This window comes from Chitinophaga skermanii, from assembly GCF_003259335.1.
In the GTDB taxonomy this organism is placed as follows: domain Bacteria; phylum Bacteroidota; class Bacteroidia; order Chitinophagales; family Chitinophagaceae; genus Chitinophaga; species Chitinophaga skermanii.
In genome coordinates this window covers 256,723-269,311 of sequence record NZ_QLLL01000001.1, presented here as the reverse complement: position 1 = coordinate 269,311, position 12,589 = coordinate 256,723, and the positions used below count along the sequence as shown (strand labels likewise).

At 41.5% G+C, this 12,589-nt stretch carries 10 protein-coding genes; 6 read left to right on the top strand and 4 right to left on the bottom strand.

Features of this window, described 5'->3' with window-relative positions; all coding sequences use genetic code 11:
* Positions 1-52 precede the first annotated feature (52 nt).
* From rlmN to LX64_RS01155, 3 genes are all read left to right on the top strand, one after another.
* A complete protein-coding gene (gene rlmN / locus LX64_RS01165; protein ID WP_111595768.1) occupies positions 53-1,135 on the top strand; it encodes a 23S rRNA (adenine(2503)-C(2))-methyltransferase RlmN in 1,083 nt (360 codons plus the stop codon).
* Between the two features lie 34 nt (positions 1,136-1,169).
* Positions 1,170-2,729 carry a pseudouridine synthase gene (locus tag LX64_RS01160; protein WP_111595767.1) on the top strand — a complete coding sequence of 520 codons (1,560 nt, stop codon included), beginning with the start codon at positions 1,170-1,172 and terminating at the stop codon, positions 2,727-2,729.
* A gap of 64 nt (positions 2,730-2,793) precedes the next feature.
* The gene (locus LX64_RS01155) at positions 2,794-3,516 is read left to right on the top strand and encodes an RluA family pseudouridine synthase (protein ID WP_111595766.1); all 723 of its coding nucleotides are present in this window, start codon (positions 2,794-2,796) and stop codon (positions 3,514-3,516) included.
* Between the two features lie 635 nt (positions 3,517-4,151).
* Here LX64_RS01155 and LX64_RS01150 read toward each other — a convergent pair.
* Together LX64_RS01150 and LX64_RS01145 are read right to left on the bottom strand one after the other, a co-directional pair.
* On the bottom strand, positions 4,152-4,787 hold the full coding sequence (locus LX64_RS01150; protein WP_111595765.1) for a peroxiredoxin: 636 nt from the start codon (positions 4,785-4,787) through the stop codon (positions 4,152-4,154).
* Positions 4,788-4,989: 202 nt separating this feature from the next.
* On the bottom strand, positions 4,990-5,598 hold the full coding sequence (locus LX64_RS01145) for a hypothetical protein (RefSeq protein WP_111595764.1): 609 nt from the start codon (positions 5,596-5,598) through the stop codon (positions 4,990-4,992).
* A 150-nt stretch (positions 5,599-5,748) separates the two neighbouring features.
* On the opposite strand from LX64_RS01145, the gene LX64_RS01140 reads away from it, so the two are divergent.
* Positions 5,749-6,759, top strand: coding sequence for a helix-turn-helix transcriptional regulator (locus LX64_RS01140; protein ID WP_158538494.1), 1,011 nt, complete (start codon positions 5,749-5,751; stop codon positions 6,757-6,759).
* A gap of 46 nt (positions 6,760-6,805) precedes the next feature.
* On the opposite strand, the gene LX64_RS01135 is transcribed toward LX64_RS01140, so the two are convergent.
* Entirely contained in the window at positions 6,806-7,531 is a 726-nt protein-coding gene (locus LX64_RS01135; protein ID WP_111595762.1) for a LolA family protein, read from the bottom strand.
* Positions 7,532-7,697: 166 nt separating this feature from the next.
* Here LX64_RS01135 and ade point away from each other — a divergent pair, with 166 nt between their 5' ends.
* A complete protein-coding gene (gene ade, locus LX64_RS01130) occupies positions 7,698-9,338 on the top strand; it encodes an adenine deaminase (protein WP_111595761.1) in 1,641 nt (546 codons plus the stop codon).
* Positions 9,339-9,483: 145 nt separating this feature from the next.
* On the opposite strand, the gene LX64_RS01125 is transcribed toward ade, so the two are convergent.
* Complete coding sequence (locus LX64_RS01125; protein WP_111596320.1) at positions 9,484-10,584, bottom strand: anhydro-N-acetylmuramic acid kinase; 1,101 nt, start codon at positions 10,582-10,584, stop codon at positions 9,484-9,486.
* 120 nt (positions 10,585-10,704) lie between these two features.
* On the opposite strand from LX64_RS01125, the gene LX64_RS01120 reads away from it, so the two are divergent.
* A complete protein-coding gene (locus LX64_RS01120; protein ID WP_111595760.1) occupies positions 10,705-12,561 on the top strand; it encodes a YfbK domain-containing protein in 1,857 nt (618 codons plus the stop codon).
* The last annotated feature ends 28 nt before the right edge of the window (positions 12,562-12,589 follow it).

Genomic DNA, 12,589 nt, shown 5'->3' with positions numbered 1-12,589 from the left:
AATTTAGACAAAAAGTAAGCATCCGCGTACTTTTCGTTACCTTTGCAGCGAAATGAGCAGTAAGAAAAACATTAGGCATTTGAGCCTAACCGAGTTACAAGATTTTTTCGTGAAAAATGGCGAGAAAGCATTCCGTGCAAAGCAAGTGTACGAATGGCTATGGACGCGCCATGCAACGAGCTTCGAGGCAATGACAAACCTTTCGAAGCAGTTACGTACTTACTTGGAGGAGCACTTTGTGTTGCCGGCAGTGCAGGTGGGTACTACCCAACAGAGCAACGACGGCACCATTAAGAACAGCTTCCGTTTGGCCGATGGCAACATCGTGGAAGGGGTATTAATCCCAACAGATACACGTCAAACGGCTTGTGTTTCCAGCCAAGTGGGTTGTAGTTTAAGCTGCAAGTTTTGTGCAACCGGTTACATGGAGCGTAAGCGTAATTTGGATTACGACGAAATCTATGATGAAGTAGCACTGCTCAATCAACAAGCATTGGCACAATCTGGCAAAAAGCTCACGAATATCGTGTATATGGGTATGGGTGAACCGTTGTTGAACTACAGCAACGTATTGAAATCCATCGAAAGAATTACGGCACCAGATGGCCTAGGTATGAGTCCTAAAAGAATTACGGTATCTACTGCCGGTGTGGCGAAGATGATTCGCAAATTGGGCGACGATAAAGTTCGCTTCAACTTAGCGCTTTCATTACACGCGGCGAACGATAAAAAACGTAGTCAAATTATGCCGATTAACGATAGCAATAGCTTGAAAGAGTTGATCGATGCATTGAATTATTTCTACAAGCAAACAGGCAACGAAATTTCCTTCGAATATATCCTTTTCCAAAACTTCAACGATTCGTTGCAAGACGCAGACGAATTGATTAAGATTTACCGCCAAGTGCCGGTAGATTTGGTGAATGTGATCGAGTACAACCCGATTGATAATGTTGTATTCCGCAAACCGGATTCTGAAACCACCGATGCTTTCCTTGCATACCTTGCTAAAAACAAAGTGAATGCACGTGTAAGAAGAAGTAGGGGTAAAGATATTGATGCCGCTTGCGGGCAGCTGGCAAACAAACAAAAAGCGAACGAAATCGCTGAAGCTGCAGCATCCTCAACTATTTAATACTGCAGGAATGCAGCAAATATAAATTCAATACATGAAACAAAACAAACCTGCCGGTAAAAAGAGCTTTAGCCCTTTTAAAGAAAGCAAAAACGAAAGCAATCGTAAGTTTGCTGGCGGCAAGAATTCAGACAAATTTTCATTCGAAAAGTCTAACAAAACTTTTAGCGATTACTCGGCTAACTTCAACGAGTCGAAACGTTTCTCTAAAGCAGACCAGCCATTCAAAAAACACAAAGAAGATAACGACTTCAATAAAGAAGATAACTTCAAAAAGAAGAAAACATTTGAAGCATCTTCAGATAAACCTCGCTTCAAAAAAGATGATGATTTCTCTAAGAAAAGATCGTCTGAAGGTTATTCAAAAGATAAAAAAGGATTCTCTTCCGATAAGCCTCGTTTCAAAAAAGATGATGACTTCTCGAAGAAAAGATCACCTGAAGGTTATTCAAAAGATAGAAAAGAATTCAGCTCCGATAAGCCTCGTTTCAAAAAAGATGATGACTTCCCGAAGAAAAGGTCATCTGAAGGTTATTCAAAAGATAGAAAAGAATTTTCTTCTGATAGAAAACCTAAGAAGTCGTACGACAAAGACGATACCGCTGACTTCGATTTTGGCAAAGAGAAATTCTCTAATAAGAAAGAATCCGCTTTCCATGGCAGCGACGATAACGGTGCAAAGCGCGTAAAGAAATCGGCCTACGGAAAACCACTCTTCGACAAAGGATTCAAAAACCCAGAACGCGACACACCAAGCGGCTTTAATCGCCAGAAGTACTTAGATACTGCCAACGAGCGTTTTGCCGATAAACAAGCCCGTAAAGAAGAAAAAAGAAAAGTAAAAAACGACGCGTCTGAAGCCCAGCACGAATCTGTGCCAGGTGAAATGCCGTTGAACAAATATATTGCGCATTGCGGCCTTTGTTCACGCCGTAAAGCAGTTGATTTCATCAAAGAAGGTAAAGTAACTGTGAATGGCCAGGTAATAACAGAACCGGCCCATAAGGTTTCTCCTGCCGACGATGTGAAATTGTCGAACAAGAAGATCAAGATTTCTAAAAATCTTGTGTACATCTTGTTGAACAAACCGAAAGGTTTCATTACCACAACGGACGACCCGGAAGGACGCAAAACCGTGATGGAACTTATCACCGATGCATCTGATCAGCGAGTATACCCTGTTGGTCGCCTCGATCGTAATACCAGTGGTTTACTGTTATTAACCAACGATGGTGATTTAGCACAGAAATTGGCACATCCTAGCAATAACATCAAGAAGATCTACCACGTAGAGTTGGATAAGGCGTTGTTGAAACCGGATGCAGAAAAGATTGTAGAAGGGTTGGTATTGGAAGATGGTCCTACCCAGGTAGATGCATTGGGTTATGTAGATCCGAAAGACAAGAAGCAGCTGGGTATTGAGATTCATAGTGGTAAGAACCGTATTGTGCGTAGGATATTCGAGCATTTGGGATACGAAGTAGAAAAACTCGACCGCGTAATGTATGCAGGCTTAACGAAGAAAAACTTGCCACGTGGTAAATGGCGTTTACTTACTGAGAAAGAAGTGATTTTGCTGAAACATTTCAAATAATTTACACCAAATAAATAGGCTGCAAACTCTTAATTATAAGGGTTTGCAGCCTTTTACATAGAACATGCGAATCGAAGAACATATTATATTCGAAGATGACAATATAGTTGCGGTGAACAAGCCATCGGGATTGTTAACCATACCTGACCGTCATGATAACCAATTGGCATCTTTATCGGGCTTGTTGAAGAAGAAATATGACCAAATATTTATTGTGCACCGCCTGGATAAGGATACGAGTGGATTGATCATTTTTGCGAAGAACGAGGTAGCGCACAAGTATTTTTCCAAGTTATTTGAGAGCCGCGAGGTAGAGAAGTATTACATCGGTATTGTGAATGGTGTATTACCGAATGAGAAAGGCTCTATTAAAGAAAGTATAATGGAGCACCCTGTGGTAGCCGGTAAAATGGTAACTAATCCAAGGGGCAGGGCTTCTCATACCGATTACGAGGTATTGGAATCATTTGGCATATACAGCTTTATACAGCTACAAATCCACACAGGTCGTACGCACCAAATTCGTGTACATATGAAGTGGTTGGGTTACCCAATTGCAGTGGACGAGATGTACGGTACAGCACAACCTATTTTGTTATCGGCTATTAAGAAGAAGTTCAAGCTAGGCAAATATGTAGAGGAAGAGCGCCCGATATTAAGCCGCTTGGCACTACATGCTTTCAAACTCACCTTTACCAATATGCAAGGTGAAAAGCAAACGATAGAAGCGCCGTTAAGCAAGGATATGCAAGCTACGCTTACCCAATTAAGAAAACATAAAGGATAAATATTTAGAGGCTGTGGTGTTCCACAGCCTTTTTCTTACTATATAACACGATTATCTTAAAGATTTCCCGCCTAGGACTATCTCATTATCCAAGTTTCATCTATTCTTTCTTCTGCTGCCGGTGATGCAGCTTATTAGGCTTACTTACAGCAAAAGCTAACTGGGACTTACAATGAACCATCTTAGATTTATTACTACGGTTATTTTACCACGAAAGGGGTTTCTTTGTTAAAAAAGAGGCATATAAAGTATTAAAGCGCTACTATCATAGTAGGAAACGGGCTTTGTTCATGAAACAAAACAGGGAGGGTTTGGAAACAGCGACATCATATAAAGTGTAAAAGGGGACTGCCGGGGGAAGCTAAGCTGGTTGGACATGTATAAAAAAGAAAAACGGGGAAAAATCCCCGTTTCGTAAAATCAAAAACCAACCATTAAAAAAAATCTTGCAAATGTTGAAATCAATAAACCAAAAACGATTTAGCATTTCAATTTCAACACGATATATCTAATATTTTTGAATTATCGTTCGTAAAATACGCGATAAAGATAGCACGAATTCCTGTTCTACATAACACTATTTTATAAGTGTCTCAAATAAATTCAATTTACTTGTTTTGCGAACTGATTTTCAGCTATTTATTCGGCTGAGGCGTTGTACGTAAATAAGGCTTAATTTCTGTGAAGCCTTTCGGGAAACGGCCAGGGATCTCAGATGTAGGAATCGCAGGAACTACGATCACGTCTTCCCCATCTTTCCAATCTGCCGGTGTTGCCACGCTGTACTTAGCTGTTAATTGTAATGAATCTATAACACGTAAAACCTCGTAAAAGTTTCTACCTGTAGATGCTGGGTAAGTGATGGTTAATTTCACTTTTTTATCAGGACCAATCACGAACAAAGAACGAACAGTGAAAGTTTCTGACGCATTTGGATGGATCATACCATACAAATTCGCTACTGTTCTGTCTTCATCAGCTATAATTGGGAACGTTACATCACAATTTTGTGTTTCGTTAATGTCCTTGATCCAGCCTAAGTGTTTATCAACCGGGTCAACGCTCACTGCCAATACTTTAACACCACGTTTTGCAAATTCGTCCTTCAACAAAGCCGTTTTACCTAGCTCAGTTGTACAAACCGGTGTATAATCAGCAGGATGCGAGAATAAAACGCCCCAGTTATCACCTAAGAATTCATAAAAATCAATTTCGCCTTGCGAAGTTGTAGCTTTAAAGTTTGGGGCAATGTCGCCGAGTCTTAAACTCATAGTATTTCAATTATGTGGTCAAAAATACTAATTTCCTATAAATATTATAGACTTCTAGTAAAAAATTTCACAAAATTAGAAAATATTAATCCTCAGCCTGCAAGATAATTTGAAGTGGATGTCCTGTGCTGTAAAATAATACAGTTGTGGACTTGCCGGGTTGGGGTACTGGTTGTTAACAAACAAGCGGGGTAAAGGCCGGCTACTGCTTATCCTTTAGCTCTTGCTCTTTCCAAGCATAATAAGCTAAGGTATATTTCATGTCGTTCGTTAGGTTGGCTTTCCTACGGGCATCATCTTCAGGGAAATCCAACTCTAAATAGCCCAAATACAGCTCGTAATGGTCTGCTAATACTTGCATGCATTGATCAATTTCAATATTCACGGCAGGTTTGGCCGGTTTGGGGACTGGGATGGCCTCTACTTTTTGAATATAGAAACAGTTGTCTTGCGCATAAGCAGCCCAAGCATCTTTACGTTTGTAGATGGGTTTTGCCAAGTAGAACCGCATGTCTTCAAATTTGACAGGGTGGCCTAATTGGGCTTCAAAGTCTATCATTTCGGGTATATGCTCCATGTGCTCCAACTTCTGCACAATGGCCATTTGTACAGCTTCATCATGTTCTTCTAAGTAGCGCAACATGTTATTTAATACCTCGTAATTGGTTACAAAGTCACATCTTTTCCACTCACCTCCAGGCGTTTGGATATAGCCCCAGAAAGTGAGATAATGCGAGTCGTCCAAAATAATCTGGCCAATGGAAATGCCCGTCGTTATTAGTCCGCTTTTATTTGCTTCTATCTTTTTCATTTTGCTATGATTTGATGATACGAAATTATTCGCTCACCACGCACTGGATATGCGCAGTAAAAAAAGAGATGAATTTTTCTTCAATTCTTCTGCCCAATGCCCTATCACAGCCATTTTTCCTTATTTTTACTACTCCTTAAACAGCAATTCATGCCTTTTAATAAAGACGCGCTTTCTCGTTTCCGCTGGATCGACGAACGGTTAAGAAACAAACGTTTACCCAAACCCACGCTCGCCGATATCATTGCTTATGTGGCCGATAAAATCGAAAAGCCCGTAGGTGAAAGAACGATCCAACAGGATATCCAGCACATGCGCAGCGATACCAGTCTGAATTACAATGCACCGATTGTATACGATCGCTCGTCGAGAACCTACGCGTATAGCGACGATAATTACTCCATTAAGCAAATACCTATCGACGAAGCCGACCTCCAAGGACTCGAAATCGCCATCGGTATCCTCGAGCAATTCCGTAGCCTGCCCGTTATTCAACAATTTGAAGACGCCATCCTAAAAATTGCCGCCAGCTTAAAAATCAACCGCGATAACCTCGAAACCCAAGGCCTCATTAAGTTCAGTAAGGCCTCCCAATATAAAGGCGCCTCCTTTATTCCAGATATTGTCGACGCCATCAAAGAACGCAGCGTTATTCGCATTGCCTACCAAAGCTTCGGGCGCGACGAGCCCAAGGAACACTGGGTAGAACCTTATCACCTCCGCGAGTACCAAGATCGTTTTTACCTGATCGGTAAAAGTCAACAAACCCGCGGTGGTACTGTGCTTACGTTTGGTTTAGATAGGCTGGTTGACTTATGGCCTACCAACCAAAAGTTCGACGAAAAAAACTTCGACGATGCCAGCTATTTCCAGCACGCTATTGGCATAACCGTGCCTGGCGAAGCGCCAGAACACGTAGAACTGTCGTTTACCCCTTTACAAGGGAAATACATCAAATCGCAGCCTATTCATGCTACGCAAACTTTATTAACAGATAACGAGGAAGAATGTAGGATTTCCATCCAGGTGGTATTGAATACGGAGTTAACGATGTTGTTATTGAGTTACGGTGCGAATGTAAGAGTAATAGCACCGGCTAGCTTAGCAGAGAAACTGGCAACAGAAGCGAAAGCCATGGTGAATTTATATGCAAAAAAATAAGGAGTTCCTTTCGAAACTCCTTATCAAAAATTGATATATCAATTAATTATTTCCCTGCTGGCTTGTTGAACAATGTTTCTGTCACATCAGCACCATTGTAAGCATACTTGTTAATTTTGATATTCACGCCCATAGCCGGTTGTTCTAACGTTGTTGGCGTCATAATACCTTCAGGACCTTTCTTGTAATCACCGAATACGATTACGATATCCACATCTTGACCTTGGATGTTTTTCTTTTCAGCTTTCCTGTTGATCAAGTTTGTTTTTGTATCGATATAGATGTTTGACGTTTCGCCGTTAGGTTTAGTAACCAACAAGTTGTATAATTCAACGCCGTCGATAGTTTCTTTACCTTTCAGATCAACTTTGATACCTCTCGTTTTATAATCAACCAATTCGCCTTTTAAATCGAGTTGACCTTGGCCAGCTTTTGCTTCTTCAGCAGTTAATTCTTTGGGTTCAGACATACCTTGAACTGGCATATACATCCAACCACCGGTAGTTGTTACAACTTGTGAATTGGCTGTACCCATTACTTCCATATCCATACGCATGCCTTTATCGTGGAGAATCCATTGTTTGAAAGGGATTTCCATACCTTGTACTTCGAGGCTACCTTCAGCGTAAAGACTTTTAATTCCGTTCAATTTATCTAATCCGCCCATCGCTTCGATGTGTTTGCTTACTACCTCATCCGCAGTTTGTGCGAAGCTTGTAAAAGCTGCGAAAGTCAATGCCATCGTGAGGGTAAACAATTTAAAACGTTTCATAAGTTTCTTTTTAGAGTTTTAGAAGATGTAATACAAATGTATCCTTTTAAAGATAATAACAAAAAATCTGTTGTACCAAAAGGTAGAATCGCAGTACGAACAGGCTAAAATTAGGCCAAACTAGGAACTGCGTCCTGGTCGCAGATATTTCTTTTACTTTTGCTGCATGAATAGTTTCGAGATTGCAGCAAACCTCATAGATATTGAGGCCAAAAGGGTATTTCCTGCCCGTATCACGGTACAAGAAGGCGTTATCAAGGAAATTACGCCCATTGCCGATCATGTGAACACCTATATTTTACCCGGTTTTATTGATGCTCATGTGCATATTGAAAGTTCTATGCTCGTTCCATCGGAATTTGCCCGTTTGGCCGTTGTGCACGGCACCATTGGCACTGTATCCGACCCACACGAGATTGCGAACGTATGCGGCGTGCCCGGGGTAGAATATATGTTAGAAAACGGCCAGCAAGTACCGTTCTATTTTAATTTCGGGGCACCGTCGTGCGTACCGGCTACTATTTTTGAAACGGCCGGGGCCACTATTACGCCCGAAGATGTGGATAAGCTATTGGCGAGGGAAGATGTGAAGTATTTGACCGAGATGATGAACTTCCCCGGGGTATTACATAAAGACCCTGGTGTGCTGGCAAAACTAGCCGCCGCCAAGAAACACAACAAGCCGGTAGATGGTCATGCGCCAGGTCTACGCGGCGAGCAAGCCCGCCAGTATATCGAAGCGGGTATTAGTACAGATCACGAATGTTTTACCATAGATGAAGCAATAGATAAGCTGAATTACGGCATGAAAATTTTGATTCGAGAAGGCAGTGCGGCCAAGAATTTCGAAGCATTAGTACCGCTCATTGCTACTCACCCGAAAGAATTAATGTTCTGTAGTGACGATAAACATCCCGATAGCCTGGTAGAAGGTCATATTAACTTATTGGTGAAACGAGCGCTGGAAAAAGGATACGACTTATACGACATCCTTCAAGCAGCGTGTATAAATCCTGTTACACATTACAAACTTTCATCGGGCTTGTTGCGCGTTGGAGATCCAGCAGATTTCATCGAGATCGACAATCCCACAAACTTCAACATCATGCGTACATTTATCCAAGGAGAACAAGTGTCTGAAGCCGGTAGAACGCTCATCCAACCAGTACCTACATCCACCATTAATCAATTTAACGTAGATTTTAAATCTGCTAAAGATTTCGCTGTAAAAGCCGCTAACGAAAACGACAAAACCGTTACAGTGCCTGTTATTGAAGCGCTCGACGGGCAACTAATTACGCCTGCTAATACAGCTACCCTCAAAGTAAAGGATGGTTTAATTAAAACCGATACTACGCAAGATGTATTAAAAATAGCCGTTGTAAACCGCTACAACGAAGCGCCTGTTGCAACCGCGTTTATTAAAAACTTTGGCTTGAAAAAAGGAGCTATTGCCTCTACAGTAGCACACGATAGTCACAACATTATTGTAGTGGGCGTCGACGATCAAAGTATTTGTGAAGCTGTCAACTTACTAATCGATAGTAAAGGCGGTATTAGTATCGCTACGCAAGAACGCATCCAGTTGTTACCCTTACCTGTAGCCGGCTTAATGAGTACACACGATGGCTATGATGTTGCATTGCAATACAGTGAAATGGATAAAAGTGTAAAACAAATGGGCAGTAAATTATCGGCACCTTTTATGACACTTTCTTTCATGGCTTTACTAGTGATACCTCATTTAAAGCTCAGTGATAAAGGACTTTTCGATGGAGATAAGTTTGATTTTGTGTATAAAGCTTAATCGCCACGAGCCTATCATATGAAACATATAAACCAAACGCTTCCTACAACAGGAAGCGTTTTTTATTTGACACATCAATGTTTGACATAAAAAAGGTCGATGTTACGAAAACACCGACCAACCTAGTTTATTTTGCGAATTGGAGTTACACATCGTTGCCGACCCACAAAGCACCATTCACACTGTTCCTAGAAGCACCTGTAACAGAACTTAGTACATTCACCTCTTGTCTCCAGCGTAAAGCGCCCATCAAAGCCATAATTAAGGCTTCTTTGAAGTTGACCGTTTGTTCATCGGGTACAATTATATCGATACCCAATTTGCTTACATACCCATCTAATACTTCCAGTAAAAACTGGTTATGTGCTCCTCCACCGGTAACCAATAATTTATTAGTAGCCGCCGTAGTACCTTGTGCACGTAATTGTTCAACAGCTTTCGCGGTTTGTTGCGCGATGTGTTCAACTACTGTGCGTAATTTGGTTTGTACACTTAAAGTATATGATTGAATAATGGGTAACACTTCATCTACACCGAAACTGTTATCCAAAGACTTCGGGTAAGCTTGTTCGAAGTAAGGAAGTGCATTCAATTGTGCTAACAATTTCTCATCCACATGACCACCTTTCGCCAAATCACCATTCGCGTCGTATGCTTTTCCTAGCATACCTGCGAGGGCATTTAAAACACGGTTAGCAGCGCATATATCGTATGCAACGTACTGGTCGTTAATTGGAGCAGATATATTAGCAATACCGCCAAGATTGAGATAAAAATCATAGCCCGGTAATAACATTAGTTCGCCGATAGGTACAATAGGTGCACCTTGGCCGCCTAAAGCCACGTCCATTGCGCGCAAATCGCTGATAACAGGCAAACCTGTAACAGCCGCTAATGTAGCGCCATCACCGAGTTGTGCAGTTGCGTGAAATGCGGGGAAATGGAAAGTTGTATGACCGTGAGAAGCGATGAAATGCACTTTATGTTCGAGGGCATTTTTCTCGATGAATTGATTCACCAATTCGCCCATATAACGACCGTAAGCGGCATGTAATAAAACGTACTCTTTTGCGGAAATGTTAGCGGCATTTGCCAGCTTATCGGACCATTCCGCTGTATATGCTAAAGTTTCTGCGTATTGGATTTCGTATGTCCATTGCCCGCGAACCTCGGTTAATTCTACTTTTACTATATCCAAGCCATCGAGTGAGCTACCACTCATCAAGCCAATAACATGATAAACCATTATCAAAAATTTCCGCAAAGGTAACATCATATTCCCAAAGGCATCGTACAAAATTTTTATAGCCGATTTATGGAGAACGGGAAATGGGTGCATCATTTTTACGAACGAAAAACGGGGACCATGAAAAAATTAATGTCTTTTTTAATACTTATCGCGGCTACTTTATTCACGGTGCAGGTATATGCACAATCATTAACAATTACAGGGAAAGTAGTGAATGAAAACAACGAGGCATTACCATTTTCCACCATATTGGAAATTGGCACGAAGAACAGTGTAGCAGCTGATCAATCGGGTAATTTCTCCATCAAATTAACCCAATCGAAAGCACGTTTAAAGGTATTGTATATCGGTTATACAGCGAAAGAAGTTGATGTAGATGGAACTACAAGTTCCCCGGTAACAATCGTACTAAGGGCACAACAGGCATTGCAAGAATCGGTTGTTATGAGCAATGTAACACAACCTACCCAGCACGCAAAAGTGATGATTAGGGGCGTTTCTACTATGTCGAACAAAGCCACTCCTCCACCTGCCGGTGCTTATGGGTATTATAGCTATGCAGATAGGCAAGAAGAATCCTATGCCAGCATAAAAGACAATGCTTTTCGGAATGTAAAAGATGAAGCATTAAGCACGTTTTCCATCGACGTTGATCGTGCAGCATATTCCAATATTCGTCGTTTTTTAAACAATGGGCAACTACCTCCTGCGGATGCTGTACGTGTAGAGGAAATGGTGAATTATTTCGACTATAAATACCCAGCGCCGCAAACAGATCACCCAATTGCGGTATATGCCGATATGGCTGTTTGTCCGTGGAATACAACACACCAATTAGTAAGAATCGGTGTGCAAGGCAAAACCATCCAAACAGAGCATTTACCAGCCTCTAACATTGTATTCTTAATTGATGTTTCAGGATCGATGTATAGCGAGCATAAATTGCCATTGGTGAAACGTGCCTTCCAAGTACTCATTAACCAATTGCGCGAGCAAGACCGTGTGGCTATTGTTACCTATGCAGGAGCAGTTTCTGTTAAATTGCCTTCTACATCCGGCGCCGATAAAGAGAAGATTATTACTGCATTACAAAGCTTAGAAGCATCTGGTGGTACCGCAGGGGGCGCGGGTTTAACATTAGCGTATGAAACAGCCTCCAAATACTTCCTTAAAAAAGGGAATAATAGGATTGTAATGGCTACAGACGGCGATTTCAACTTAGGAGAATCGAGTGATGAAGCCATGGAAAAACTAATTACAAAAGAAAGAGATAAAGGTATTTACTTATCTGTACTTGGGTTTGGTATGGGAAACTATAAAGATAAAAAGTTAGAACTTTTGGCAGATAAAGGTAACGGAAACTATGCTTACATCGACAACTTCGAAGAAGCCCGCCGTACGTTCATGACGGAATTCGGCGGCACCCTATTCACCATTGCGAACGATGTGAAAATCCAAGTAGAGTTCAACCCTAAGTTTGTGCAAGCATACCGCCTAGTAGGTTATGAAAATAGGATGTTGAACAAAGAAGACTTTAATGACGATAAGAAAGATGCAGGAGAAATGGGTGCTGGTCATACAGTAACCGCCTTGTATGAGATTGTGCCTATTGGCGCTTCGGAAGGAAGACCAGCCGTAGATCCATTGAAATACCAGCAGGTGACGAATATAGGTGTGTATAACGACGAGTTATTAACCGTGAAAACCCGCTATAAATTGCCGGGCGAAATGAAAAGCAACCTGTTATCTACCACGTTAAAACCCACAATGCAAACAATCGACCAAGCTCCGCGTGATTTCCGTTTGGCATCGGCAGTGGCGGAATTTGGATTATTGCTGCGTCAATCTCAATACAAAGCACAAGCAAACTACGATGAAGTAATTAGCCGTGCCCAAGGGGCAAAAGGCGATGATAATGAGGGGTATTGCGCCGAATTCATCCAATTGGTGAAAAAGGCAGCCATCTTGAAATAACCCATGCTTTGCTACGATAAACAAGTCC